The following is a 26,552-nucleotide window of genomic DNA, read 5'->3' on the forward strand; positions in this document are numbered from 1 at the left end:
CATGAGCAGCACACCCGCCCCCCGCAGCCAGGCCGGCGCCAGCGGCGTCGCCTTCTTGCTGCAACTGGAACGCCGGCTGCGCCTGCTGCAGGACACGGGCGAGATCCTGTCCCTGTCGGCGCAGCTGCTGGGACAGCGCCTGGGCGCCCAGCAAGTGGCCTGTTTCGATATCGACCAGACCCTGCAATGCCCTACCCTGCAGCATGCGTGGAGCGACGGCCTGGCACCGGGCGCCACCGGCGAATATTTCCTCGGCGATTATGCCGCCCGCCTGGCCGATGCGCTGGCCGCCGGCCAGGCGCTGGCCGTCAGCGATGTGGCGAGCGACCCGCGCACGGCCATGCCGGCCGCGCTGGCCACGTTCTCGCGCCTGGGCATCCGTGCCTTCCTGAACATTCCCATTGCCAAGGAAGGCCGGCTGGCCGCCCTGTTCGTCGTGCACAGCAGCGCGGCGCGCCTGTGGCATGCGGACGAGATCGAACTGGCCGTGCAAGTGTCGGAACGGGTCTGGTCGACCATCTTGCGGGCCCAGGCGGAATCGCGTTTGCGCGCCCTCAGCGCCACCATGGAGACGCAGGTGGCCGAGCGCACGCGCGAGTTCGGCCGCACCTGGAACGTCAGCCCCGACTTGCTGGGCGTGCTCAACCTCGACGGCTATTTCGAGCACTCGAACCCCGCCTGGCAAGCCACCCTGGGCTGGTCGGCGGAAGAAATCCGCACGACGAAATTTTTTGAACTGATCCATCCCGAAGACTTGACGCGCACCTATGCGGCCTGGGAAGCGGCCAACCAGGGCCAGCCGGCGCTGCGCTTCGAAAACCGTTACCGCCACAAGCTCGGCGGCTGGCACTGGCTGTCGTGGGTGGCCGTGCCCGAGGGCGAGAAAGTGTATTGCAGCGCGCGCGACATTACCGTGGAAAAGAAGCTGGAAGCGGACCTGGCCGCGCGCAACAGCGAGCGCGAACGGCTGTGGCGCAGCGCGCAAGACCTGATGGTCGCCATCGATGCCGAAGGCTGCTTTACCGCCGTCAACCCGGCCGCCAGCGCGATCCTGGGCTGGCTGCCAGAGGAAATGCTGGGCCGCAGCCTGTTCGACTTCGTGCTGCCCGAAGATGCCGCCGCCACGCGCCAGGCGCTGGCCCAAGTGTCGCAGGAAGCCATGCCCAGCTTTGAAAACCGCTACCGGCACCGCGATGGCGGCCACCGCTGGCTGTCGTGGGTGGCGGCGACCGAAGGCGACCTGGTGTTCGCCACGGGGCGCCACGTCACCCTGGAAAAGGAGGCGGAAAGCACCTTGCGCAGCATGCAGGAATCGTTGCGCCACAGCGAGATGGCCCTGCTGCAATCGCAAAAGCTCGAAGCGCTGGGCAAGCTGACGGGCGGCGTGGCCCATGATTTCAATAACGTCCTGCAAATTATCTCGGGCAATCTGCAACTGCTGCAGATGACCCTGGACGGCGACCCGCTGGCCGCCAAGCGCATCGCCAGCGCCTCGTCCGCCGTGGAACGGGGCGCCAAGCTGTCGGCCCAGCTGCTGGCCTTTGCGCGGCGTCAACCGTTGAAACCGCTGGTGACGGACCTGGCACAGCTGCTGCGTTCGACGGAAGAGCTGCTGCGGCGCGCCACGGGCGAAAGCATCGAGACGCGCCTGCTGCTGGCCGACGACTGCTGGCGCGCGCTGGTCGACCCGCACCAGCTGGAAAACGTCATCCTCAACCTGGCCATCAACGCGCGCGACGCCATGGCCGGTCAGGGCCAGCTGACCATCGAACTGAGCAACATCGTGCTGGGCAGCGACTATGCGGCCCGCCATGCGGACGTGGCGCCCGGCGACTACGTGCAGCTGGCCGTCTCGGATACGGGCACGGGCATTCCCGCCGAACTGCTGGACAAGATTTTCGAACCGTTCTTCACGACCAAAGGCGAAGGCACGGGTCTGGGCCTGTCCATGGCGTACGGCTTCCTGCGCCAGAGCGGCGGCCACCTGACGGTGGACAGTATGCCGGGCCACGGCAGCACCTTCCGCATCTACCTGCCGCGCTCGCTCGAAGCGGAAACGGAACTGCCGCTGCAGCTGGGCGGACCGGTGCTGGGCGGCAAGGAAACCATCCTCGTGGTGGAAGACGACGTGCAGGTGCAGACGACGGTGGTGGACATGCTGCGCGGCCTCGGCTACGTCGTGCTGCGTGCCAGCGACGGCGAAAGCGCGCTGGCCATCGTCGGCAGCGGCGTGCCCATCGACCTGCTGTTTACGGACGTGGTGATGCCGGGCAAGGTAGCGAGCACGGAACTGGCGCGCCAGGCCCGGTTGCTGCTGCCGCAACTGGCCGTCTTGTTTACCTCGGGCTACACGCAGGACGCCATCATGCAGGGCGGCCGGCTGGAACCGGGCGTGGAGCTTCTGAGCAAGCCCTACCGGCGCGAGGACCTGGCGCGGCGCATCCGCCACCTGCTGGCCAATGGCCGCCACGTGACGGCCCTGCACCAGTACCGCGCGCAGCTGGCGCCGCAGCCTGCGCCGGCGCAGCCGGAAGGAAGGCATATCCTGCTGGTGGAAGACAATGCCGATGCGCGCGCCATGACGAGCGAACTGCTGGCCATGCTCGGCCACACGGTGCTGGCCGTGGGCACGGCCGAGGAAGCCCTGCCCCTGCTGGCCACGCCAGGACTGGAACTATTGCTGACCGATATCAGCCTGCCGCAGATGTCGGGCGCCGAGCTGGCCGAACTGGCCGCCCGCGAGCAGCCGCAGCTGGAAGTGGTGTTTTCCACCGGCCATGCGCCCGCCAATTCCGGCGTGCTGGACCCGCAGGCACGCTTCCTCGTGAAACCATTTACCGTCAAGCAATTGCAGCGGGCCTTGCTGCCGCCAGGTCAGTAGACGTCGAGCTGGCGCGCCTTCAGCGCGTTGGCCAGCTCCTCCAGGCCAAACGGCTTGCGCAGGAAGCGCGCGCTGGCGTCCTGCATCAGGCTGGCGCCCCAGTCGTGCCCGGAAGCAAACACGACGTCCAGCTGCGGCCAGTGCGCGCGCGCATGGCGCGCCAGTTCCAGGCCGGACATGGTGGGCAGGCTGATATCCGTCACCAGCACGTCCAGACCCGGCATGGCCAGCAGCGGCATGGCCGCTTCCGCGCTGGCCACGCCGTGCACGGTGTGCCCCAGCATATTGAGCATCTCGGTGGTCATTTCGCGCGCATCGTCATTGTCTTCCACCAGCAGGATGCGCCGCCCGGACGGGTCGGGCGCGCCCACCAGGCGGCGGTCGGCCAGCACATGGCGGATGCGCCGCGCCAGGTCTTCGCGCTGGTAGGGTTTACTCAGCAGTTCCACGCCCGCGTCCAGCCGCCCGCCCCGCATGATGGCGTTATGCGTATAGCCCGACGTAAACAGCACGGCCAGGTCCGGCAGCAGCAATCTCGCCTGCTGCGCCAGCTCCTTGCTGCTGACGGGACCGGGCATGACGACGTCCGTAAACAGCAGGTCGATGGCCACGCCCGTGCTCAGCAGGGCCAGCGCCGAGGCGCCGTCGTCCGCATGCAGCACGTCGTAGCCAAGGCCGCGCAGCATGTCGACCACCGTATGCTGCACGGGCGCATCGTCTTCCACCACGAGGATGGTCTCGCCGCCGCCCAGCACGGGGCCCGTCAGGCTAGGCGGCGGCTCGGCCAGCTTTTCCAGCGAGCGGGGCAGATAAATTTTAAAAGTCGTGCCCGCACCGGGCGCGCTGTGCACCTTGATGTGGCCCGCGCTCTGGCGGATGAAGCCGTAGGCCATGGACAGGCCCAGGCCCGTGCCCTCGCCTTCCTTCTTCGTCGTGAAGAAGGGCTCGAAGATCTGGTCGATTACGTCGCGCTCCATGCCGTGGCCCGTATCCGTGATGGTCAGCAGCACGTATTGCCCCTCCAGCACATCGGCATGCAGGCTGGCATAGGCCGCGTCGAGCGTGACATTGCTCAAGGTAAACGTGAGGCGGCCGCCCTTGTCCATCGCGTCGCGCGCGTTGATGGCCATGTTCAGCAGCACGTTTTCCATCTGGTTCGGGTCGACCAGGGTATGCCACAAGCCTTCGCTGATGAAGGTTTCCTCGGTCACCGCCTCGCCCAGGGCGCGGCGGATCAGCTCGTGCATGCGGCGCAGCAGGCGGCCCAGGTCCGTCACCAGCGGTTTCAATGGCTGGCGCCGCGCAAAGGCCAGCAGTTGCGACGACAGCTTGGCGCCCCGCTCGACGGCCGAAGCCGCCGAATCGAGGCGCCTGGCCGCCTGCGGATTGTCGGCCACCGTCAGTTTCAGCAACTGCAGATTGCCCGAGATAATTTGCAGCACATTGTTGAAATCGTGGGCCACGCCGCCCGTCAGCTTGCCGATCGATTCCAGCTTTTGCGCCTGCAACAAGGCTTGCTCGCTGCGCACCAGCGCCAGACGCGCCTCTTTTTCATCGGTGACGTCGCGGCCGATGGCGTGGATCAGCTTTTGCGCCGGCACGGCCGTCCAGGAAATCCAGCGGTAGCCGCCATCGCGCCGGCGGTAGCGGTTCTCCATGCGCAAGGTGGGCGCGCCATGGGCCAGGCGCGACAAGTCCTGCAAGGCCGCCATGCGGTCGTCGGGATGCACGAGGCTGATGAAATCCATGCCCAGCGACTCGATTTCCGGCCGCTCGAGGATCTTGCTCCAGGCGGGATTGACGGCGATGATCATGCCGGCCAGGTCCGCCACCAGCATGATATCGGTCGACAGCCGCCACATGCGGTCGCGGTCGGCCGTGCGGTTGGCCATTTCCAGTTCCAGCGAGGAATTCAGATAGGCCATCTTTTCCAGCACGTTCTTCTGTTCCTGCACGTCCGTATTCGTGCCCACCCAGCGCAGCACCGTGCCCGCCTCGTCGAACAGGGGCAAGGCGCGCGCCAGGAACCAGCGGTAAGCGCCGTCGCTGGCGCGGCGCATGCGGAATTCGTGTTCGTAGGCGCTGGCGGTGGCGACGGCCCGTTCCCAGCTGACCTGCGTGGCCTGCACGTCGTCCGGATGCACGCAGTGGCGAAAGCCGCTCGATACGAGCGACTTCATCGATTGCCCCGTGTATTCGCACACCTGTTCGTTGACCCAGTAGGTGGCGCCGCTGCCATGCGCGAGCCAGGCCTGGTTGGGCATGGTCGAGGCGAGCGAACGGAACTGCGCTTCGCTGTCGAGCAAGGCATTGCGCGCCTGCCAGTGCTCGTCGATATCCTCGCACGAGCCATACCATTTCACGGGATTGCCCCGCTCGTCGAGCCGGCAGTACGCGCGCGAATGCACCCAGCGGTACAGGCCATCCTGCCGGCGCACGCGCATTTCCGCGTCAAAAGGCTGGCAACTGCCCACCGCTTCGCTCCAGGCCGCCAGGGAATGGGGCACGTCCTCGGGGTGGATGGCATCGAGCCAGCTGGTGCCGAGGCCGCTGCCGCCCGTCCATTCGCGCCAGCGCTGCGCCACATAGTCGAGCTTGCCGTCGACGTCGGCCGTCCACAGCACTTGCGTGTTCAGTTCTATCGCGTAATGAAAGTGTTCGCGGCTGTCGTGCAGCGCCTGTTCCAGTTGGCCCCGCTCGATGACATGCGCGGCCACGCGCGCGGCCAGCGCCAGCAGTTCGATCTCCGGTTGCGTGGGATGGCATGGCGCCTGGAAAAACAGGCCCAGCACGCCCAGGATATGCCCCTTGGCGCCGAAGACGGGGGCGACCCAGCAGGCGCGATAGCCGTGCAGCATGGCTTCCTTGCGCCCCGCGCTCCAGTGCACGTCGCGCGTGATGTCGCCGCAATACACGGGCGCGCCGGAAAAGGCCGCCGTGCCGAACGGGGACGGCTGTTCGCCGCCATGGCGCAGGGCCAGGCACAGGTCTTGCGGCAGGCTGGGCGCGGACAAGCCGCAAAAGCGGTCGGCCTCATCGATGAGCATGAGGCAGGCGTGCGCGCCGCCCTCGGCCAGGTCTTGCAGCGCCAGCAACAAATGCTCCAATGCGTGGGCCAGGTCGGCGCCTGCCGCGATGCTGCCCAGCGCACTGTGCTCGGCGTCCAGCAAGGAAAGAATGTTGTTTGCGTGCACCGTGTCGATAAGGGGAAAACTGATGCCCGAAATATACCATGGGGCAACGTTCTTGCAGGAGGAAAACAGCGCGTTGCTTGATCTCCGCGGCCACGCGGCCCTATGCTAAAGTGTTGCTCTCTTCTCAAGCGAATCCCAGCATGCCTACTTCATTGCCGTCCACACTGATCGCCACCGCCCTGCTCGCCTCCGTCCACGGCGCCGTCGCCGCCCCCATGCGCCTCGAAGACTACCTGGCCCTGAACGGCCCCGCCCCCACGGTGCAGCTCGCGTATGGCCCCGCGCCGTCGCAATACGCGCAGCTGTTCCGGCCCGAAGGCAGCGGACCGTTCCCCGTGGTCGTGCTCGTCCATGGCGGCTGCTGGACGGTGGCCTTCGGCGGCATCAAACAGATGCGCAACGTGGCCGGCGCCCTCGTCGCGCAAGGCATCGCCGTATGGAACGTCGAGTACCGCCGCGTCGATGAGCCGGGCGGCGGCTACCCAGGCACGTATGAAGACATGCACGCGGCGCTCGACAGCCTGCAGCAGCACGCGCCCCAGTACCAGATCGACACGAGCCGCATCGTCGCCATGGGCCACTCGGCCGGCGGCCAGCTGGTGCAATGGATCGCCGGACGGGAAAAGCTGCCCAAGACCAGCCCTCTGTACCGCGACACCTACCTGCCGGTAAAAAACATCGTCAGCCTGGGCGGCCTGGCCGACCTGCGCCATGAAAAGGAATTGATCAAGACCAGCTGCGAGCGCGACATCGCGCAACTGGCAGGCAGCGCCAGCACCGAGCGCCCCGACATCTACAGCGACACCAACGCCGCCGACCTGATCCCCAACGGCAGCCGCACAGTCCTGGCAACCGGAGAGCTCGACACCATCTCCCCACCCCGCGTCGCGCACGACTATGCGGCCAAGGCAATCAAAGCCGGCGACCATGCGGAAGTGCTGATCTTGCCCGGGGCCAGCCATTATGACGAGATTGCGGCGACGTCGAATGCTTGGGGGATGATTTTGCCGGTGGTGCGGGAGATGCTGGGGATGACGCGCGACAAGAACCAATAAGGCAGGCAATTAATGCATGCGAATACGCAGTTTTCGAACCGGGCAATGAAGGTAAACCATGCGGGAGAGCAAGGAGCTATCGGCATTTATACCGGCCAGATCTTCGTGGCCCGTTTGACCGCAAGCCACCTCGTGCCGGAACTGCGGGCCTTCAGGGCGCATGAGCGGGAGCACAGGACGCTATTTCACGACGTTCTCGAACGCCGTGGCTTGCCGCGCTGCCGCAGCTATTCCCTGTGTGCGGCGGGTGGCTATGCGCTGGGCATCGCCACGGGGCTGTGCGGTGCGCGCGCAATCTCGCTGACCACCGTGGCCGTCGAACGGGTGGTCCTCCAGCACCTGCGGCACCAGCTCACTATGTTAAGCGACGACGATGATGCGGCTGGCGCCATTAAAGCAATCCTCAAGGACGAGCAGGAACATCACGAGCAGGCATTAATCCATGCGCAAGGCAGCGGGATGTTCGGACGCATGCTGAGCGCTGTAGTATCCGGCGCCACGGAATCGGTGATCTGGCTGGGGATGCGCCTTTAGTCATACTGCTATTATTGGCCCAGGCGGAAAGCGGCCAGGAGCCGTCTCATAGGAATGATATGCCAAGCACAAAAATCAATGCAATGACCCAGCGCGAATGGCTTGAGCTTGGTTTTTTCTATGAGAGAGATGACGATCTCAAAGAATGGCGATTGCGAGGCCACAAAGCTGGACTTCGACAATTCGCCGAGGCGATACGCGCATATGCCGCCAACCCACGTAATAGGATTGTTTCGGAACACGAACACTTCGGACCGTACAAATATCTTGAAATTGGAACTTGGCCGACCACAGAAATTACTGACCACTGGATAGCCGGACCCATCAGTGAAATCCATCAGTTAGCGCAACTGATGGAAGCTCGCCTGGATAAAGCACTCGTGGGCGATTGTGTTTTTCTTCGTTCCGAATTCGCGCCCTCATCACCATATGAGTTTATCCTGGAAATTGAGGAGGATAACTTTGACCCGTCAAAGGCGGATCTTGACAGCTGGCCGTGACCATGACATTTTCTGCTAAAGTCTGCGCCGGAGCGTAGCTTGCTAACGGCAGCCTTCGGCCAGAAGCAGTCATTCACAAGGAGCCCAAAATGCTTAGCAATGTAGAGTGCCGCGCTCTTGCCGAGCAGTATTTGCTCAAGTTGGCACGACAGTGGGGAGAAGAATTAGTGCTGATACCTGAACCACTTGAGACATCAGGTACTCTCGCTTACGGTTATAACACGGCGAGTTTCGTCGCTACAGGTGACTATATCTATGCGCTAGCAGGCAATGGACCGCTCATGGTGAGCAAGTTGACTGGGGAGATCAAGGAAGCAGGAACTGCTCTTCCTACCGAACACTATGTTCGCGAGTTCGAGGTCATCATTGAAAGGTCCGCTTAGGGGTGGAAGCCACCAACGCCAGCAGCCGGCCCAGGCTGTGTAAAAACGCAAAAACTTGAAATTTTCATGGGTAGGGTTACCCTTCCCGACCCTGAGAAAATCGCATAGCGAGCGTTTTGAGAGGCCGATTTTTTTGTTCGCGGTTTTTCCTCACGTTTTTACACAGCCTGGGCCACAAGCGGACGTAGTGAGAATGAGGACAGATGGTTATGCTTCCAGCTATACAGATCTTCACAGCCATCATCAGTGCAGCGTGCGCCGTTATGATCGCCTTGTATACAACGTGGTTGTTGATGCATCGGCTGAGGCAACGAGAGTCCAAACGCCTCGCGTTTAGAAATTGGCTTCGTCATCTCTTCGAGGCTGTTATGGGCCTCTAAGATTTATAGTGCTTGCAGCGGGGTGAATGGCCGCACGCGGAACCTGGCAACGGCGGCAACCGGCCGGAAGCGGGCATTCATTTACACGAGGATTTATGATTTATCTTGCAATTAGCGCCAATGGATTTCGTGAAATTTACAAAGTTGCAAGCGACATTGGGGCAGTCGTATGGTGTGGTTGTGACGCGGTGACGGATGCTGATTTCGCTGAGCAGACAGATATCAATATATCTCGCTTCACGTATCCACTTGAAGGTGTAACCTAGGCAGTACTTCAGCGCGCGATTGACACCATAAGAGAGCATCATCCTGGAAAGTCGATTTGGGTAGAATCGAGTAGTTAGGTTCACATCAGCCGCTACCGGCCAGAAGCAGACGTACCACCTATACTTTCCCTCGGATTAAACTCGTAACATGAACCAAGATCCATCTCCCTACCTAGCGATGAAGCAGCGCGGCGCTTCTGCCGAGGAGGTATATCGGAAGGCCCGGGAAGATGGATTCAAACGACGCGAATGCCTCCTTTTGATAATGGGTGTTTTCGACCTTGAGATGTCGGTAGCTCGCGACATTGGTCATGAGATTTGGCGAATAGAGCGGGATCAACATCTGTAAGCGGCCGCTTTGGGGCGACAGCGGACGCCCCTCACCGCGAACTGGCAAAAGCAAGAAGAATAAGCCCGCCCACTCAACCCAGGCGCCCCGGGCCCAGCGAGCCTGAAAAATGGCCAGGGCAAGGCGCGCGGGCGAAGACAGTACGCATGTACGGCGAGCCCAAGCAACGCAGCCATGGCCATTTTCTCAGGCCCGCGGCTCTGGCCCGCCGTTCAAAACAATACGCTCACTGAACACGCGCAAGGTACTGTGCCAGCTGGCCGAAAGTAGCCTTAAACCCCTCCTTCATCGACTCAAACCCCTGCTTGAACGTCTCATGCTGCTCCTCGGTGGCCTTGTGCGGCGTCGACCGCAAGGTCATCGTCGTCTTGCCGTTTTCCTCGGTAAGCGTCATGACATTGAACGATTCCAAAGGCCAAGTCGCGCTGACCGGGTGCTGCACGGCATTGCCCTGCTTGTCGGCGAATGACAAAATCGAGACGATCTTTTCCGGCGCCTCGATGGCCTGGTAGGTGAACTTGCCCCACATCTCATAGCCATTGTCGGCGCGCATGCCGTAGTGGAAGACGCCGCCCGGCCGCAAGTCCAGCGCCAGCACGCTCAATTCGAAGCCGACGGGACCCCACCATTGGGCCAGGCGCTCGGGCTCCACCCACGACTGGAACACCAGCTCGCGCGGCGCGTCGAAGGTTTGCGTGATGACAAAGTCGCTGCTGTCGCGGTGCTGTCCGTCCTGCTTCTGTTTTTCCGTCGTCATGCTGTCTCCTGATGGTGGTGGGCTGACTGTTAATGTACCAGCGGCGCCGACAAACGAAAAGGCCTGTACGCCTGTCAAACCAGCATGCTAGAATATTAGTTAGACACCTAACCATTAGACGACTCACCTTATGATTTCTATCGAAGAGCGCTTTTCCGCCGCGCTCCACAAGACGGCGCGCGGCTGGCGCCATGCGATCGACCGGCGCCTGAAAGACCTGGACCTGGGGCAAGCGAGCTGGATGTGCATCGCCATGATCGCCAAATCGCCGCAGCCGCCCTCGCAAAGCGAGCTGGCCCATCAACTGGGCGTGGAAAACCCCACCATGGTGTCGATGCTGGACCGCCTCGTGAAATCGGGCTTCGTGCAGCGCCAGCCGTCGGAAACGGACCGCCGCGTGAAACTCGTCGTGCTGACCGAGGCGGGCATGCAGGTCTATGAGACCGTGCGCAAGGAAGCGGACGGCTTCCGCAAGGAACTGTTACAGGGCATTGATCCCGCTCAGCTGCGGGCCGCCACCGAACTGCTGGAAGCCCTACAGGCGGCCACGGAGAAATCCGCATGAGTTCGGCCACAGCCGGCGCCACGCCGGCGCTGCCCGCTTCACAGGACCCGACCCTGAACCGGCGCATGATCACGATTTCGATCATGCTCGCCACCATCATCCAGGCGCTCGACGGCACCATCGCCAACGTCGCCCTGCCCCACATGCAGGGCAGCCTGTCCGCCTCGCAAGACCAGATCACCTGGGTGCTGACCTCGTTCATCGTCGCCGCCGCCATCGCCACGCCCCTGACGGGCTGGCTGTGCGACCGTTTCGGCCAGAAAAACACCTTTCTCGTGTCTGTTGCCGGCTTTACGCTCGCCTCCGTGCTGTGCGGTCTGTCCGGCACCCTGTCCGAGATCGTTGCCGCCCGTTTGCTGCAGGGCGTGTTCGGCGCGGCCCTCGTGCCGCTGTCACAGGCGGTCTTGCTCGACATCAATCCACGCGAAAAACACGGTTCGGCCATGGCCATCTGGGGCATGGGCGTGATGATCGGCCCCATCCTCGGTCCGACCCTGGGCGGCTGGCTGACGGACAGCTACAGCTGGCGCTGGGTCTTCTTCATCAACATTCCCATCGGCGCCATGGCCTTCTATGGCATCTGGCGCTACATCCGCAAGGACCCTCCCAACCGCCGCATGAACTTTGACATGTTCGGCTTTGCGACGCTCAGCCTGTCCATCGGCGCGCTGCAGATGCTGCTGGACCGGGGCGAGCAGAACGACTGGTTTTCCTCCACGGAAACGTGGATCGAAGCCATCGTGCTGGCCATGAGCCTGTGTTATTTCATCGCCCACACGGCGCTGCGCCCGGCCGGCAAGTCCTTCCTCGATTACCGCCTGCTGAAAAACTCGAACTATGTGAGCGGCTTGCTGTTCATCTTCATCGTCGGCATGGTGCTGTTCGCCACCCGCGCGCTGACGCCGTCGATGCTGCAAGGCTTGATGAATTACCCGGCAGCCATTGCCGGCCTGGTGACGGCGCCCAGCGGCCTGGGCACGATGCTGGCCATGCTGATCGTCGGCAGGCTGACGGGCAAGATCGATACGCGCATCCTGCTGGGCGTGGGCTTTTCGATTACCGCATTTTCGCTGTGGCAAATGGCCAATTTCACCCTGGACCTCGTGCCGAAGACGGTCGTATGGAACGGCATCATCCAGGGCATCGGCCTGGGCCTCGTCTTCGTGCCCCTGAGCGCGGCCACGTTCGCCACCCTGTCGCCGCAGATGCGGGCGGAAGGCACGGCCATCTACAGCCTGGTGCGCAATATCGGCAGCAGCATCGGCATCGCCCTCGTGCAAACCTTGTTGGTGCGCAATACGCAGATCGCCCATGCGTCCCTGACGGAACACATCACTATCGCCAACCCGGCCCTGCATGACCCCGGCATCGCCCAGGTGTTCGACCTGGGCACGAGCACGGGCATGGCGGCGCTGAATGGCGAAATCACGCGGCAGGCGTCGATGATCGCCTACCTCGACGACTTCTGGCTGATGATGTGGCTGACCATCCTTGTGCTGCCGCTTTTGCTCCTGATTAAACCACCGAAGAAAAATGCGCCCGTCGTGGTCGACCACGCGGCCATGGAGTAACCCTCATGCACACACCGATGAAACTCTCCCTGAGCGTCCTGGCGCTCAGTTTATCCCTGGCCGGCTGCGCCAGCATTGCGCCCGACACGCAACAGTTGCCGCAGCAAGACCTGGCCACCGTGCAATTGGCGGCCGACATCCACCTGGCCAGCGAAGGCTGGCCCGCCGCCCAGTGGTGGCGCCAGTTCCGGGACGAGCAGCTGGACCAGCTGATCGAACAGGCGCTGTCCGCCAGCCCGAACCTGGCGGTGGCGAATGCCCGCATCGGCTCGGCCCTTGCCGCGTTCGACGCGCAACACGCGGAGCGCGGTCCCAGGCTGGACCTGGGCGCGAACGCCAGCCGCCAGCGCTATTCGGGCAACGGCCTGATGCCCGCCCCCATCGGCGGCAATTACTACAATGAGGTCACGGTGGGCGTGCAAGCCCATTACGACCTGGACTGGTGGGGCAGGCACAAGGCGCAGATCGCGGCCAGCCTCGGTGAAGTCAATGCCCGCCGCGCCGAATACGCGATGGCGGAACAGATGCTGGCCGCCGAGATTGCCCGCCACTACTTCAGCATGCAAAACGGCTGGACCCGCATGGACAACCTGCATGCGCTGGTGGCCCTGCAGCAGCAACTGGTGGTCGACAAGGAAAAGCGCATCGCCAATGGCCTCGGCGTCAGCGACGACCATCTGTCCGCGCAAACGCGTTTGAGCTTGCTGCAGCAACAAATTGCCCTGCTGGAGACGCAGGTCGTCACGGAACGGGAAGCCTTGCGCGCCCTGCTCGGCGGCGACAGCTCGGCGCTGGCCAGCCTGCAGCCAAAAGTTGCCCAGGCGCTGCCGCACGCCCTGCCCGGCAAGCTGGGCATGGAATTGCTGGCGCGCCGGCCCGACTTGCAGGCGGCGCGCTGGCGGGTACAGGCATCGATGAGCAAGATCGAGGCGGCGCAGGCATCGTTCTACCCCGATATCGACCTGGGCGCCTCGTTCGGCCTCGATGCGATCAAACTGGGCAAGCTGCTGCAGTCCGGCAGCCGCACCCTGTTCATCGGCCCGGCCCTGTCGCTGCCCCTGTTCGACAGCGGCCGCCTGCAGGCGCAGCTTGCCGGCGCGCGCAGCGAACGCAATGAAATCATCGCCGACTACAACCAGAACGTCTTCAATGTCGTGCGCGACGTGGCGCAGGCCGGCGCCCGGGTGCAGGGCGTGGAAAACCAGCTGCGGCTGCAGCAGGAAAACCTGCGCGCCAGCGAAGCGCAGCTGCGCAACGCGAATGCGCGCCTGAAACAGGGGCTGGCCGACCGCGCCACCCAGCTGAATGCGGAAATGACCGTGCGCGGCCAGGTGGACCTGGGCATGCAGCTGCAAAACCAGCGCCAGAACGCGGAAATCAACCTGACCGTGGCGCTGGGCGGCGGCTACCGGGGCAGCAGCGACTTTGCCGCCACGACGACTAAACAATAACGATCGATTACGGAACACATCATGAGCAGCGAAACCACAGCCACCACCTCCTCCTCCACCGAACAGCCGGGCAAGCGCAAGGCCGTCCTGATCGCCATCACGGCCGCCTTTCTCGTGGCCGGCGCCGCCTGGACCGCCTACTATCAACTGGTGCTGTCCAGGGAAGAAGTGACGGACAACGCCTACGTGGGCGGCAACCTGGTCACCCTGTCCGCGCAAGTGACGGGCAATGTCGACGCCATCCGCGCCGACGAAACGCAAATGGTGAAAGCGGGCGCACCGCTGATCACCCTGAACGCCATCGATGCGGACCTGGCCCTGAGCCAGGCGCAGGCGCGGTTGGGCAACGTCGTGCGCCAGGAACGCGAGCGTTATGCCAGCGTGGGACAGTACGACGCCGTCATCGAGCAACGCCGCCTGGCACTGGCAACGGCGCAGGGCAACCTGGCGCGCCGCGCGCCGCTGGCGGCGGATCACACGATCTCGGGCGAAGATCTTGTTCATGCGAAACAGGCCGTCGACGACGCCAAAGCGGCCTTGATCGTGGCCCAGCGCCAGGCCGAGTCCGCCAAAGCGGGCGTGACCGGCGTCAACCTGGCCAGCCATCCGGCCGTGCTGTCGGCCAGGGGCGACGTGCTGCAGGCGTGGCTGGCCGTGCGGCGCAACGCCGTGGTCGCGCCCGTCTCGGGCTATGTGGCCAAGCGCAGCGTGCAGTTGGGCACGCACGTGACGCCAGGCACGCCCCTGATGTCCATCGTGCCGCTCGACCAGTTATGGGTCGACGCGAACTTCAAGGAGTCCGAATTGCGCAATATCCGCGTGGGCCAGGCGGCAACCATCGAAACGGATTTGTACGGCAGCAAGGTGGTCTACCACGGCAAGGTGCTGGGCATGTCGGCCGGCACGGGCAGCGCGTTTTCCCTGCTGCCGGCGCAAAACGCCACAGGCAACTGGATCAAGGTGGTGCAGCGCGTGCCCGTGCGCATCACGCTCGATCCGAAGGAACTGGCCGCCCACCCGCTGCGCATCGGCCTGTCGACCACGGTGACGGTCGATACCAGCCACGGCGAAGGGGCGACCCTGGACCAGCCGATGGTGGCGTCCACCGTCTACTCGACCAAGGTGTTGGAGCAACCCGTGGGCGAGGCGGAGAAGATGGCCGATGCGATTATTGCGCAGAATCTTCTGAATTGAGATGTAACGATGCTGTCGGATTACGCGCTTGCGCGCTAATCCGACCTACCCGTATCACTTCGCCTTGCCCGCCGCCGCCACCTGGTCGAGGATATGCTTGGGCACGGCCGCATAATGCTTGAATTCCATCGTGTAGGTGGCGCGGCCCTGGGTCAGCGAACGCAGGGTGGTGGAATAGCCGAACATTTCCGCCAGCGGCACCAGGGCCTTGACGATGCGCCCCGCGCCGCCGGGGATGTCGTCGACGCCCTGCACCATGCCGCGCCGGGCCGTCAAGTCGCCCATGACGTTGCCCATGAACTCTTCCGGCGTTTCCGCCTCCACCTGCATCATCGGTTCCAGCAGCACGGGCGACGCCTTGCGCATGCCATCCTTGAAGGCGATGGAGCCGGCCATGCGGAACGCGTTTTCGTTGGAATCGACGTCGTGGTAGGAGCCGAACGTCAATGTCGCCTTGACGTCCACTACGGGGTAGCCGGCCAGCACGCCCGATTTGAGGGTTTCGATGATGCCCTTGTCGACGGCGGGGATGAATTCGCGCGGCACCACGCCGCCCTTGATGGCGTCGACGAACTGATAGCCCGTGCCCGGCTCCAGCGGTTCGAGTTTCAGCACCACGTGGCCGTACTGGCCCCGGCCGCCCGATTGCTTGACGAACTTGCCCTCGACGTCTTCCACCGCGCGCGTAATGGTTTCACGGTAGGCCACCTGGGGCTTGCCGACATTGGCTTCCACGCCGAATTCGCGCCGCATGCGGTCGACCAGAATTTCCAGGTGCAGCTCGCCCATGCCCGACATGATGGTCTGGCCCGATTCCTCGTCCGTATGCACCCTGAACGACGGGTCTTCCTGCGCCAGGCGGTTCAGGGCGATGCCCATCTTTTCCTGGTCCGGCTTGGTCTTCGGTTCGACGGCCTGGGAAATCACGGGTTCCGGGAAGATCATTTTTTCCAGCACGATGATGTGGTCGATGGCGCACAGGGTGTCGCCCGTGGTGACGGCTTTCAGGCCCACGGCGGCGGCGATGTCGCCCGCATACACTTCCTTGATTTCCTTGCGCTCGTTCGCATGCATCTGCAGGATGCGCCCCAGCCGTTCGCGCGCGCTCTTGGTGGGGTTGTAGACCATGTCGCCCGAGTTCACCACGCCCGAATACACGCGGAAGAAGGTCAGTTGCCCCACGAACGGGTCCGTCATGATCTTGAAGGCCAGGGCCGAAAAGTGCTCGTCGTCGGCCGGATGGCGCTCCACCTCGTTGTCGTGCTCGTCGTGGCCCATGATGGGCGGCACTTCCAGCGGCGACGGCAGGTATTCGATGACGGCGTCGAGCATGGCCTGCACGCCCTTGTTCTTGAAGGCGCTGCCGCACAGCATGGGCACGATTTCGTTGCGGATGGTGCGCGCACGCAAAGCCTGTTTCAGTTCCGCTTCCGTGAACGTGTCGCCATTCAGGTAGCGCTCCGTCATGTCGAGGCTCGCTTCAGCCGCCTGTTCGACCAGGTGCTCATGCCATTCCTGCGCCTGCGGCAGCAAGCTGGCGGGAATCTCGCCATAGCTGAACTGCACGCCCTGGCTGGCGTCGTCCCAGGTGATGGCGCGCATTTTCAGCAGGTCGATGACGCCCGTGAAGTGCTCTTCGGCGCCGATGGGCAGCTGGATGGGCACGGCCACGCCTTTCAGGCGCTCGGCGATCTGCTTGCGCACGCGCAGGAAATCCGCGCCCACCCGGTCCATCTTGTTGATGAAGGCGATGCGCGGCACATGGTATTTGTTGGCTTGCCGCCAGACGGTCTCGGACTGCGGCTGCACGCCGCCGACGGCATCGTAGACCATCACGGCGCCGTCAAGCACGCGCATCGAGCGCTCCACCTCGATCGTGAAATCCACGTGGCCGGGCGTGTCGATGATGTTGATGCGGTGTTCGGGGAAGTTGCCAGCCATGCCCTTCCAGAAGGCGGTGGTGGCGGCCGAGGTGATGGTGATGCCCCGTTCCTGCTCCTGCTCCATCCAGTCCATGGTGGCGGCGCCGTTGTGCACTTCGCCGATCTTGTGATTGACCCCCGTATAAAACAGGATGCGCTCGGTGGTGGTGGTCTTGCCGGCGTCGATATGGGCGCTGATGCCAATATTGCGGTAGCGCTCGATAGGTGTTTTGCGGGTCATCACAATCTCCATGGCTAGCCCGGCGCGCCAGTGTTTGCACCGGTTTTCCAGTGTAGCAGACATCGATTTGAGCGGCACGGCAGCGGGCCGTTTACCACGCGTACAACACTTGCCGTCGCGCACACGTCAGGCGCACGGAGGCTAATTGCGGATTCAGCTATACTTCCCGGACTTTAATTTTTGAACTTTAATTCAACAAAGATTAATAAAAATCAATACGCACCGTAAATTATCGTGCAAGGCGACGCCGCCGGCATGCCAGCCCAGGTGCGCACCGAATGACATGCCCCACTCAGCCTATGACTATCCGACTAAGAAAAATAATCCTCTCCTCCCTGCTGGCGTCGCCGGCGCTGGCCATGGCCGGCGAACTGGAACAGCAAATGCAGCGTTGCGCCGTGCTCGGTGACGCCAGTGCCCGCCTGGGCTGCTTCGACACCCTGGCCAAGGCGGCGGAAAAAGCCACCATCGCCGCCGGCGGCGACCCTGCCACGGCTGCCGTCACCCTGGCGGCAGCCGCCGAGGTCGCCCCCATCACGCCCGTCAGCCCGCCTGGCGTGGCCACGCCGGAAGCCGTCAACGCCGCCATTCCCGCCATCGCGCAGGCGGGTGCGGCACCGCCGGAAGCACCGATTTCGCGCACCCAGCAATCGTGGGAACTGAACGATGCCTCGAAACGGGGCCTGTTCAACTTCCGCCCGCACCGCGACACCTATCTGCTGCTGGCCAACTACAGCGACGCTTCGAACGACGAACCGTTCCAGGACTTCACGCCGGCCGGCATCAAAAGCCAGCACGTGGAATTGACGTTCCAGCTGAGTTTCAAGATGAAGCTGCTGGAAGACATCGCCGGCACGCCCATCGACATGTGGTTCGGCTACACGCAGCAAAGTTTCTGGCAGGCGTATAACCGCAAGGCATCGAGCCCCTTCCGCGAGACCAATTACCAGCCTGAACTGATGCTGATCTTGCCGATCAACAAGAATTTCGCGGGCCTGGAATTCAATTACCTGAACCTGGGCCTCGTGCACCAGTCGAATGGCCAGACGTCGACCCTGTCGCGCAGCTGGAACCGCGTGTATGCGGAACTGGGCGTGGAAAAAGACAACCTGGCGATCACGGGCCGCGTCTGGCACCGCCTCGACAATAGTGCGACCGACAACGACAATATCGACATCACCGATTACATGGGCCATGGCGACTTGCGCGTGAGCTACCGCAACAAGGGCCATGAATACGCGGTGACGGCGCGCCGCAATTTCAGCAAGAAGCATGGCTCGATGCAGGCAAGCTGGGCTTTCCCGCTGAAAGCCAACCTGAAAGGCTATCTGCAGCTGTTCTCCGGCTACGGCCAGAGCCTGATCGACTATAACTATTCGCAGAAATCGATCGGCGCCGGTTTCATGGTCGACCTGTAAGCGGTGTAAACGGTACATGCATAAAAAATGGCGCCGACGGCGCCATTTTTTTATGGGAAATCCAGTTCAGTGCCGCCCGCCACCGAGCACGCGGGCCGGCAGCATGACGATGGCGCGCAGCAATTCGAACACGCCTTCCACGCCGATGCCGATCAGGCGGAATGGCAGCAACAGCAGCCAGGCCAACGGATACAGCACGAGGGCCAGCAAGGCCAGGGGCCAGCACACCAGCAAGAGCAGCAGCCACAGCACGAATCCCAGCATCGCGTTCCCCTCGAATGAAATGTGCGGAGCAAGCCGCGCTTGCCCCGCTACCGTGACGGCACTATAGCCAAGCGCCGCGGGGGCGGCAACGGCCGTGCGATGAACTGCTTGCTACGGGGATGAACGGTACAAAAACGGGAATGAACGGGGACTTACTGGCCGACGCAAATCACTTTCGTGATGTATTCATGCGCGTTCGGCTTCTTGCTGGTGGCCCATTTGATGGCCTGGTTGGCCTCTTCGATGGTCAGGACGGAAGCCTTGTCCTTCGACTTGATGAAGGACACGCCTTCAAACACGCCTTCCTTGCTGCGCATTACCTTGGCAAACACGGGTGGCCTGGTCTCGCCATCGCTGATTTTGTTCTGTTGCACGAGGTAACGCTGATCGATCTGTTCCATGATAATAAAGCTGTCCAGTGGGTAAAAGACGGAATATACCCTGAATGGACAAACGCCGCAGGATGAAATCGCTGCGGCGTTATCTTTAAATCAATGATACTCAGGCGTAGACAGGATTCTGCGTCACTGGCTGCAGGTTGACATCGTAAATCACCTGCGCGCGGATCGACGCTTCCAGCGAAGGAATCGAGCCGCCGGCGCGGTACTGGAAACTCACCTGCAGCACATCGCCCGCCTTCACGGCCACCGGCGCGGCCAGCGGCAGGCACATGTAGTGGTTCAGCCAGTCGATGGTGGTCGAGCGCTCGGGCACGACGGCCAGGATGTTCTTGGTGACGAAACGCAAGGCGTTCAGGGTGCCGCTGCGCTCGACGACGAACTTGCCGTCGAAGCCGAACACGCTGTCCGTCGGCTGGCTGAAGTCGATGATGCTGTAGACGGACGGCGGCGCCAGTTCCTGCACGCCCGGGTGGATGGCCGTGGTTTCCTGGAATTGCACGATGGGCGCATAAAAACCCTCGAAATCGTATTCCTGCTGCATCGGCTGCACGGCCATGATGACGGCTTCGGGCAGGAAGATGGGCAGCGGGCCGCCGAAGCGGGCCAGGTAGCGGCGCTTGAACGATTCGATCACTTCCACCTGCTTTTCGCGCAGCATGCCCACATGGATCATTTCGCAGATGACCACGTCGACGGGCTCGGGCGGCAGGTATTCGAAGGCGTCCGCGTGGACGACTTCCACTTTTTCACCGTTCGGGTTGAGCGCCAGCATCTTGCGCGCTTCCTTGACCATGTCCGGATTGAACTCCACGCACCAGACCTTGTCGGCGCGCGCGGCCGCAAACCACGACAGCACGCCCGTGCCGCCGCCCAGTTCCAGCACCTTCATGCCGGGTTTCACCGCGTAATCGATCGCCGACTTGAACCCGTGCATGCGGTTCTGGTCCATCAGCATATTGTGGTGGTAATGGACGGGGATAAATTGCCCCAGGTAACAACTCTCGATTTCTCGTTCATTCAGCATGTCTGTCCTCTTGGAGTCTGGCTCCGATGGCCGATCGGTTTTGTCATTCCAGAAAGCAGTGATGTCGCACGGGCTGCGCGAGGGGCGGCGACAATACAGCCGGCGCCTGACGGTGGTGGAATGGCCCATGCGAAAAATCTCCTGATTAATGCGACACGATCATTATCGTTAATCGCCAAGGAGAACAAAGGGCTGAGGTGAGAGGCAATTCCATGCCAGTTTTGGCGCTGGCATGGAAAATATTATCAGAACGACTATTTACGGGCAGCGCGCGCCTTCTGGGCCGCTTCGATGATGGCCACCACGCCCGGCTTGTCGCCGGCCTGGGCGAACTGCGCGGCCGTCCAGCCATGGTCGCTCTTCAGGCTGGCGTCCGCGCCCCAGGACAGCAGCAGCTTGACGGCGCCCTCCTGTCCTTCGCGGGCGGCAAACATCAGCGGCGTGACATTGGCGGGCGCGCGCGCATCGACCACGGCGTCGCGGTCGAGCAAAATCTTCATGATGGGCAAGTCGCCCGCCGAGGCCGCATAGTGGAGCGCCGTCCAGCCGCTCTGGTTGACCTTGGCGCCCTTGGCCAGCAAGGCGTTCACCGCGTCCAGCTTGTGCTTGTAGGCGGCCATCATCAGCGCCGTGTTGCCGTTGGCCGAACGCGCCTCGATATCGATGCCGGGAGCGTCGAGCAGCACCTGGAAAACCCGGTCCGCATCGTCGCGCAAGGCCAGCACGAGCGGTATGTCGCCGCGCTGCGCGTCAGGCTGGTTCGGATTCATGCCCTCAACCAGCATGCCGCGCACGCCGCTGGCGTTGTTGACGGACACGGCGCGGAAGAAGGCGTCCGGTTCCGGCGCCGCCTGGCTGGCGGCGGCACAGCACAGCAACATCGCCAGCGCGAGTTTTTTCATCATGCTTTACCTTAAGAAGTTATGGCAACTGATTGAATAATTTGAAGAAGTTGTCTGTCGTCTGCTGCGCTACTTGGGCCAGAGGGATGCCTTTCAGGGCCGACAGGTATTCCGCCACGTGGGCCACGTAGCCCGGTTCGTTCATGCGGCCACGGAACGGTACAGGCGCCAGATACGGCGAATCCGTCTCGATCAGGATGCGCTCGAGCGGCACTTCCAGTGCCACGGCCTGCAAATCCTTGGCGCTCTTGAACGTGACGATGCCGGAGAACGAAATGTAGAAACCCATGTCGATGGCGGCGCGCGCCACTTCCAGCGATTCCGTAAAGCAATGCATGACGCCGGCCACGCCGCCGTCGGCCACGCCAGCGCCCTCTTCGCGCATGATGCGCAGCGTGTCTTCGCTGGCTGCTCTTGTGTGAATAATCAAGGGCTTGCGCGTGATTCTTGAAGCTTTGATGTGAGTGCGGAACCGCTCGCGCTGCCACTCCAGGTCGCCCGTCAGGCGGAAATAGTCGAGACCGGTCTCGCCGATGGCGATGATCTTCGGGTGGTCGGCCAGGCGCACCAGGTCTTCCACCGACGGTTCAGGCGTGTCCTCGTAGTCGGGATGCACGCCGACGGACGCGAAAATATGCGGATACTGCTCGGCCAGGGCCAGCACCTGCGGGAAGTCCGGCAGGTCGACGGACACGCACAGCGCGTGCGTCACCTTGTTCTCCGCCATCTTGGCGAGGATCTCGGGCATACGAGCGGCCAGCTCGGGGAAATTGATATGGCAATGGGAATCGATATACATAAGGCGGGATTGTACCGGAGGGAGCAAAAACTGGCAGGGGAACGGCGGCGGCGCGCGTCCCCTGCCGGGGCGGTTCGGATACTGGCAGCCGATTACATCTGCGAGGCCGGGTGTTCGGCCAGCGGAACGAAGTTGCCGGTCGATTCGTCGAGCGCGTCGAGCGAGCCGTTTTCGATGTCGTACACCCAGCCATGCAGGGTCAGACGATGTTGCGCCATGGCCAGCGCCACCGAGGGATGGGTGCGCAGGTTATTCAGTTGCGCCACCACGTTGGCGCGTACCATGCCGTCGATGCGCGACTGTTCCGTCGGATGGTCGACCGATTCGTTGATCATGCGCGCCGCGTCCGCATGGTGCAGCCAGCTGCGCACGGCCGGCATGTGATCGAGGCAGGCGCAGGTGGCGATCGCCTTCATCGCGCCGCAATCGGAATGGCCGCAAATGACGATGTCGGTCACGTTCAGGGCCGACACGGCAAACTCCACCGTGGCGCTCACGCCGCCCGGCTCCGGCCCGTACGAGGGCACGATGTTGCCCGCGTTGCGGATCACGAAGAGTTCGCCCGGCTCGCGCTGCGTCACCAGTTCGGGCACCATGCGGCTGTCCGAGCAGGAAATGAACAGGGCCTTCGGGGTTTGTCCCGTGGCCAGGGTCTTGAACAACTCGCGGCGCGCGGGAAAAACCTCTTTTTGGAAACGTAGGAATCCAGCAATAATGTCGCGCATAAGTAAATGAAATGGTTAGCCGAACACGTATTATCGCTGATCTGGCGCCTGCATTGCCTATTGCCCTTCGGGCGGCTGCCACAGTTCCACCTTGTTGCCCTCGGGATCGATGACCCAGCCGAACTGGCCGTATTCCGAGTCCGGCGCCTTGTCCAGCACATTACAGCCTTCGTCGCGCAGCGCTTGCAGCAGCGTATCGAGGTCGTCGACCCGGTAATTGATCATGAAGGACGCCTTGCCGGGCGCGAACTGCTCGCTGTCCTTGGCCGCCACGGACCAGATCGTGGTGCCGCCAGTGGGCTGGCCAGCGCTATCCGTCCAGGTGAAGGCGGCGCCGCCCCAGGGCTGCACGTCCAGGCCCAGGTGGCGCTGGTACCAGGCACGCAGCGCGGCCGGGTCTTGCGCCTGGAAAAAGATACCGCCAATGCCAGTGACTCGTTGCATGCACGCCTCCGTTGCTGTCCAGTGCCTTGACTGTAACACCGGGGTCGGAACGTGGCAATCGGACATGAACGGTAGGCAAAAACCTTATCAAGATATATAGTGACTTGCCGGAGCGCAACCATGGGGTTGCGCGCGGCTACCTGGAGATAGTTCATGCTGAAAGTTACAGGCCCTTTGATACTGCTGTCCTGCCTGACCCTCACAGCGCATGCGCAAGACAAGCGCGACACGCCCAAAGCCATCCCCGAGGCTGGCCTGTGCGCGCCCGTGTGTGCGTCGGCACGCCAGGATTGCCGGGCGCAAGCGCAAGGCGCGACGGAAAACGATACCAGCCCCATCTTGTCGATGAAGCCCAGCAGCAATCCCTACGTCGCGGCTGGCAGGAATGTCGACGCGCAAGCGGAGCAGCTGCGCCCCACCGAAGCCCAGGCCTTCCGCGCCCGGCGCGCCGAACGCCAGCAAGCGTGCGAAGTGCAATACCGCAGCTGCACGCGCGCCTGCGGCTAAGTCCCGAATCGCGCCAGATCAAAGAATCTGGATTAGCTTGGTAACGTAAGCCCTTGATTTTATTGGCAGCTTGATGCGTAGTCGAGCAGCATGTCTTCCAGGAACAGCTTGGGCGACAAGGGGTGTTCGGCAATCGCGCGGCGCTCGTTGGCGGCCTTGATGGCGGCCATCAGGCGGCTCACGTTGATGCGCCCGGCCAGCGCTTCCAGTTCGCGCCGGTGGCGCGGGTAGTAGCGGATGGTGCCCGATAATTTGACGGAAAACACGTCGTACAGCCAGCGCTGCAAGGACGCCACCAGCGGCGCCAGCGGCGCCTTCTGCAATTTGTCGGCCGCCTTCAGGGCCGCTTCCACGCCGGGATTGGCCAGCACCTGCAGCAACTGTTCCGTTTCTTCGCGGCCGCCCGATTCGGACTGGGCCAGCGCGGCCAGCGGCGCGCCGCCCTGCTCGCGCAGCCAGCTGTCCGCATCGTTCAAGCCTTGGGCCTTGAGCCAGGTCAAAGCCTGCTCGTGGCTGGGCATGGGCAAGGCGAACTTGCGGCAGCGCGACAAAATCGTCGGCAGCAGGCGGTCCAGGCTGTTCGATGCCAGCAGGAACAGGGTGCCCGGCGGCGGCTCTTCCAGGGTCTTCAGCAAGGCGTTCGACGCGGGCGTATTGAGCGCCTCGGCCGGGTACAGCACCACCACGCGCAAGCCTTGCCGGTGCGTGGAAATGTTCATGAAGTCGGCCAGGTTGCGGATCTGCTCGATCTTGATGTCTTTCGACGGCGTCTTGGTCTTGGCGCTTTTCTTCGCGCCCTCGCCCTCTTCGCCGTCGTCGGCCACCTCGTCTTCCAGCGCTTCGGGACGCACGCGGCGGTAATCGGGATGGTTGCCCTGGCTAAACCAGCCGCACGAGGCGCAGGCGCCGCAGGCATGGCCGTCGGCGCGCACGTCTTCGCACAGCAGCGCCTGCGCGAAATGCTCGATGAAGTCGGCCTTGCCGATGCCTTGCGCGCCATGGAACAGGATGGCGTGCGGCATGCGCGGACGCAAGGCTTGCAACTGCTGCCAGGCGTCCTGTTGCCACGGATAGAGAGAACTGGTCATATTATTCTTTGCCAATCAACGTGTTGCGGTACTTTGCTCAAGCAATACATCAAGCAGTTGCGCGAGCTGTACCTGGATGTCGGCAATGCTTTGCGTGGAATCGATGATGCGGAAACGCTGCGGGAACTGGGCCGCGCGGCGCAGGTACTCGTTGCGCGTGGCGGCAAAGAAGTCCGATCGCTCCTGCTCGAATTTATCCAGTGCGCGCGTCGCGTCCAGGCGGGCTCTGGCCACGGCCAGCGGCACGTCGAACAGGAAGGTGATGTCCGGCTGCAAATGCGGATGCACCCACGCTTCCAGCTGCTCCATCTTGCGCAAGTCCATGCCGCGGCCGCCGCCCTGGTAGGCGAAGCTGGCATCGGTAAAACGGTCGGAAATGACCCACTCGCCCCGCTCCAGGGCGGGCGCGATGACTTGCGCGATGTGTTCGCGGCGGCTGGCGAACATCAGCAAGGCTTCCGTTTCCAGGTGCATCTTTTCATGCAGCAGCAGTTCGCGCAGCTTTTCGCCCAGGCTGGTGCCGCCCGGTTCGCGCGACGAGACGAGGCTCACGCCCCGCTGCCGCAGGTAATCGGTAACAAAGCCGATATGCGTCGACTTGCCCGCGCCATCGATGCCTTCGAAGGTGATGAAGCGGGGTTGATAGTGTTGTGTCATGAAACTCTTGATCTGATAAGGATATTAACGCTGGTACTGGTTCACGGCGCGGTTATGGTCGGGCAAGTTGGCCGAGAACTGGCTGGTGCCGTCGCCACGCGCGACGAAATACAGCGCCTGCGTGCGGGCCGGCGCCAGCGCCGCCGTCAGCGATTGCGCGCCAGCCAGGGCGATCGGCGTGGGCGGCAAGCCGCCGCGCGTGTAGGTATTGTACGGGGTGTCCGCTTCCAGGTCGCGTTTGCGGATCTTGCCCTGGTAATTGTCGCCCATGCCATAGATCACGGTCGGGTCCGTCTGCAGCAGCATGCCCGTCTTCAGGCGGTTGACGAACACGCCGGCGATCATCGCCCGCTCGGACTTCTGCCCCGTTTCCTTTTCCACGATGGACGCCATGATCAGCGCCTCGTACGGGTTTTTATATGGCAAGGCCGGATCGCGCTTGTCCCACGCTTCGGACAGGCGGCCGATCATGGCCGCATGCGCCTGCTTGAAAATCTGCATTTCGCTGGCGCCCTTGGCGAACAGATAGGTATCCGGGAAGAACAGGCCTTCCGGCAGCACGTATTCGGGGCTGATCTTCGCCATCAGTTCCTTGTCGGACAGGCCCACGGTATCGTGCTTGAGGCCGGGATGGCTGGCCATGGCCATGCGCATCTGCTTGAAAGTCCAGCCTTCGATGATGGTCAAGGATTCTTGCGCGAACTCGCCGCGCGCCAGCTGCGTGATCAAGCGCTGCGGCGTCGTGCCCGGTTTCAGCTCGTAGGAACCGGCCTTGATCTTCGAAGTCTTGCCTTCGATGCGTGCCAGCATGTTGAACAGGATAGGCACGATGGGCACGCCCGCGTCCGCGATCTGCTGGCCGGCCGCATGCGCGCCGCTGCCCGGGCTGATCGTAAACGGGATCGCTTCGCCATCCGTGGTGATGGGCTGCTGCGCCCAGTACACAAAAGTACCGCCCACGCCGATGGCGGCGATGACTGAACTGACTACAAGTTTTTTAAAGAAAGCCATTGTTCCGATTCTTGTGATGCGCTCGCTGGCGGGCAACGCGCGCTTGTTATGATCGTTCATTTGTGAAGC

The 26,552-nt window shown here is 62.9% G+C and carries 24 protein-coding genes; 11 read left to right on the top strand and 13 right to left on the bottom strand.

Annotated features, from left to right (window positions below; all coding sequences use genetic code 11):
• Position 1: 1 nt before the first annotated feature.
• Positions 2-2,881: a hybrid sensor histidine kinase/response regulator gene (locus ACQ4WQ_RS11430; protein WP_436497093.1), complete on the top strand. Its 2,880-nt coding sequence runs from the start codon at positions 2-4 to the stop codon at positions 2,879-2,881.
• On the opposite strand, the gene ACQ4WQ_RS11435 is transcribed toward ACQ4WQ_RS11430, so the two are convergent.
• Entirely contained in the window at positions 2,875-6,075 is a 3,201-nt protein-coding gene (locus ACQ4WQ_RS11435; RefSeq protein WP_436497095.1) for a PAS domain-containing protein, read from the bottom strand. The genes ACQ4WQ_RS11430 and ACQ4WQ_RS11435 overlap by 7 nt on opposite strands.
• 140 nt (positions 6,076-6,215) lie before the next feature.
• Here ACQ4WQ_RS11435 and ACQ4WQ_RS11440 point away from each other — a divergent pair, with 140 nt between their 5' ends.
• The 4 genes from ACQ4WQ_RS11440 to ACQ4WQ_RS11455 all read left to right on the top strand — a co-directional run bounded on the left by ACQ4WQ_RS11440 (position 6,216) and on the right by ACQ4WQ_RS11455 (position 8,547).
• Entirely contained in the window at positions 6,216-7,130 is a 915-nt protein-coding gene (locus ACQ4WQ_RS11440; RefSeq protein WP_436497097.1) for an alpha/beta hydrolase, read from the top strand.
• 12 nt (positions 7,131-7,142) lie between these two features.
• Positions 7,143-7,664 carry a demethoxyubiquinone hydroxylase family protein gene (locus ACQ4WQ_RS11445; RefSeq protein WP_436497099.1) on the top strand — a complete coding sequence of 174 codons (522 nt, stop codon included), beginning with the start codon at positions 7,143-7,145 and terminating at the stop codon, positions 7,662-7,664.
• Positions 7,665-7,723: 59 nt separating this feature from the next.
• Positions 7,724-8,164 carry a hypothetical protein gene (locus tag ACQ4WQ_RS11450; RefSeq protein WP_436497101.1) on the top strand — a complete coding sequence of 147 codons (441 nt, stop codon included), beginning with the start codon at positions 7,724-7,726 and terminating at the stop codon, positions 8,162-8,164.
• Between the two features lie 89 nt (positions 8,165-8,253).
• Positions 8,254-8,547 carry a YrhB domain-containing protein gene (locus ACQ4WQ_RS11455; RefSeq protein WP_436497103.1) on the top strand — a complete coding sequence of 98 codons (294 nt, stop codon included), beginning with the start codon at positions 8,254-8,256 and terminating at the stop codon, positions 8,545-8,547.
• A 1,221-nt stretch (positions 8,548-9,768) separates the two neighbouring features.
• Here the strand turns inward: ACQ4WQ_RS11455 and ACQ4WQ_RS11460 are convergent.
• Positions 9,769-10,299 (bottom strand): SRPBCC family protein, encoded by a 531-nt coding sequence (locus ACQ4WQ_RS11460; protein WP_099374433.1) that lies wholly within the window; start codon positions 10,297-10,299, stop codon positions 9,769-9,771.
• Positions 10,300-10,429: 130 nt separating this feature from the next.
• On the opposite strand from ACQ4WQ_RS11460, the gene ACQ4WQ_RS11465 reads away from it, so the two are divergent.
• The 4 genes from ACQ4WQ_RS11465 to ACQ4WQ_RS11480 are packed head-to-tail and all read left to right on the top strand — an operon-like array spanning position 10,430 to position 15,080.
• Entirely contained in the window at positions 10,430-10,864 is a 435-nt protein-coding gene (locus tag ACQ4WQ_RS11465; protein WP_436497105.1) for a MarR family winged helix-turn-helix transcriptional regulator, read from the top strand.
• Positions 10,861-12,435 carry a DHA2 family efflux MFS transporter permease subunit gene (locus ACQ4WQ_RS11470; protein WP_436497107.1) on the top strand — a complete coding sequence of 525 codons (1,575 nt, stop codon included), beginning with the start codon at positions 10,861-10,863 and terminating at the stop codon, positions 12,433-12,435. The genes ACQ4WQ_RS11465 and ACQ4WQ_RS11470 overlap by 4 nt, the downstream gene beginning before the upstream one ends.
• A gap of 5 nt (positions 12,436-12,440) precedes the next feature.
• Entirely contained in the window at positions 12,441-13,886 is a 1,446-nt protein-coding gene (locus ACQ4WQ_RS11475; protein ID WP_436497109.1) for an efflux transporter outer membrane subunit, read from the top strand.
• A gap of 21 nt (positions 13,887-13,907) precedes the next feature.
• On the top strand, positions 13,908-15,080 hold the full coding sequence (locus tag ACQ4WQ_RS11480) for an HlyD family secretion protein (RefSeq protein WP_436497111.1): 1,173 nt from the start codon (positions 13,908-13,910) through the stop codon (positions 15,078-15,080).
• Positions 15,081-15,134: 54 nt separating this feature from the next.
• Here ACQ4WQ_RS11480 and fusA read toward each other — a convergent pair whose 3' ends face one another.
• Complete coding sequence (gene fusA / locus ACQ4WQ_RS11485) at positions 15,135-17,243, bottom strand: elongation factor G (protein ID WP_436497113.1); 2,109 nt, start codon at positions 17,241-17,243, stop codon at positions 15,135-15,137.
• Between the two features lie 299 nt (positions 17,244-17,542).
• On the opposite strand from fusA, the gene ACQ4WQ_RS11490 reads away from it, so the two are divergent.
• Positions 17,543-18,661: a phospholipase A gene (locus ACQ4WQ_RS11490; protein WP_436497115.1), complete on the top strand. Its 1,119-nt coding sequence runs from the start codon at positions 17,543-17,545 to the stop codon at positions 18,659-18,661.
• A 66-nt stretch (positions 18,662-18,727) separates the two neighbouring features.
• On the opposite strand, the gene ACQ4WQ_RS11495 is transcribed toward ACQ4WQ_RS11490, so the two are convergent.
• The 7 genes from ACQ4WQ_RS11495 to ACQ4WQ_RS11525 form a co-directional block, all read right to left on the bottom strand.
• Complete coding sequence (locus tag ACQ4WQ_RS11495) at positions 18,728-18,925, bottom strand: hypothetical protein (protein WP_070218341.1); 198 nt, start codon at positions 18,923-18,925, stop codon at positions 18,728-18,730.
• Positions 18,926-19,077: 152 nt separating this feature from the next.
• Positions 19,078-19,326: a hypothetical protein gene (locus ACQ4WQ_RS11500; RefSeq protein WP_086136860.1), complete on the bottom strand. Its 249-nt coding sequence runs from the start codon at positions 19,324-19,326 to the stop codon at positions 19,078-19,080.
• A 100-nt stretch (positions 19,327-19,426) separates the two neighbouring features.
• Complete coding sequence (locus ACQ4WQ_RS11505; protein WP_326457420.1) at positions 19,427-20,350, bottom strand: class I SAM-dependent methyltransferase; 924 nt, start codon at positions 20,348-20,350, stop codon at positions 19,427-19,429.
• Between the two features lie 254 nt (positions 20,351-20,604).
• The gene (locus ACQ4WQ_RS11510; RefSeq protein WP_436497118.1) at positions 20,605-21,255 is read right to left on the bottom strand and encodes an ankyrin repeat domain-containing protein; all 651 of its coding nucleotides are present in this window, start codon (positions 21,253-21,255) and stop codon (positions 20,605-20,607) included.
• Positions 21,256-21,271: 16 nt separating this feature from the next.
• Entirely contained in the window at positions 21,272-22,051 is a 780-nt protein-coding gene (locus ACQ4WQ_RS11515) for a TatD family hydrolase (protein ID WP_436497120.1), read from the bottom strand.
• A gap of 92 nt (positions 22,052-22,143) precedes the next feature.
• Positions 22,144-22,776 (bottom strand): carbonic anhydrase, encoded by a 633-nt coding sequence (locus tag ACQ4WQ_RS11520; protein WP_436497122.1) that lies wholly within the window; start codon positions 22,774-22,776, stop codon positions 22,144-22,146.
• Positions 22,777-22,833: 57 nt separating this feature from the next.
• Complete coding sequence (locus ACQ4WQ_RS11525) at positions 22,834-23,220, bottom strand: VOC family protein (protein ID WP_436497124.1); 387 nt, start codon at positions 23,218-23,220, stop codon at positions 22,834-22,836.
• 153 nt (positions 23,221-23,373) lie between these two features.
• On the opposite strand from ACQ4WQ_RS11525, the gene ACQ4WQ_RS11530 reads away from it, so the two are divergent.
• Complete coding sequence (locus ACQ4WQ_RS11530; protein WP_436497126.1) at positions 23,374-23,727, top strand: hypothetical protein; 354 nt, start codon at positions 23,374-23,376, stop codon at positions 23,725-23,727.
• A gap of 59 nt (positions 23,728-23,786) precedes the next feature.
• On the opposite strand, the gene ACQ4WQ_RS11535 is transcribed toward ACQ4WQ_RS11530, so the two are convergent.
• The 3 genes from ACQ4WQ_RS11535 to mltG are packed head-to-tail and all read right to left on the bottom strand — an operon-like array spanning position 23,787 to position 26,483.
• The gene (locus tag ACQ4WQ_RS11535) at positions 23,787-24,815 is read right to left on the bottom strand and encodes a DNA polymerase III subunit delta' (protein ID WP_070218347.1); all 1,029 of its coding nucleotides are present in this window, start codon (positions 24,813-24,815) and stop codon (positions 23,787-23,789) included.
• Positions 24,816-24,830: 15 nt separating this feature from the next.
• Entirely contained in the window at positions 24,831-25,472 is a 642-nt protein-coding gene (gene tmk / locus ACQ4WQ_RS11540) for a dTMP kinase (protein ID WP_436497128.1), read from the bottom strand.
• A 24-nt stretch (positions 25,473-25,496) separates the two neighbouring features.
• Complete coding sequence (mltG, locus tag ACQ4WQ_RS11545) at positions 25,497-26,483, bottom strand: endolytic transglycosylase MltG (RefSeq protein WP_326457426.1); 987 nt, start codon at positions 26,481-26,483, stop codon at positions 25,497-25,499.
• Positions 26,484-26,552: the final 69 nt, after the last annotated feature.

This window comes from Janthinobacterium goodfellowi (genome assembly GCF_051380695.1).
In the GTDB taxonomy this organism is placed as follows: domain Bacteria; phylum Pseudomonadota; class Gammaproteobacteria; order Burkholderiales; family Burkholderiaceae_D; genus Janthinobacterium.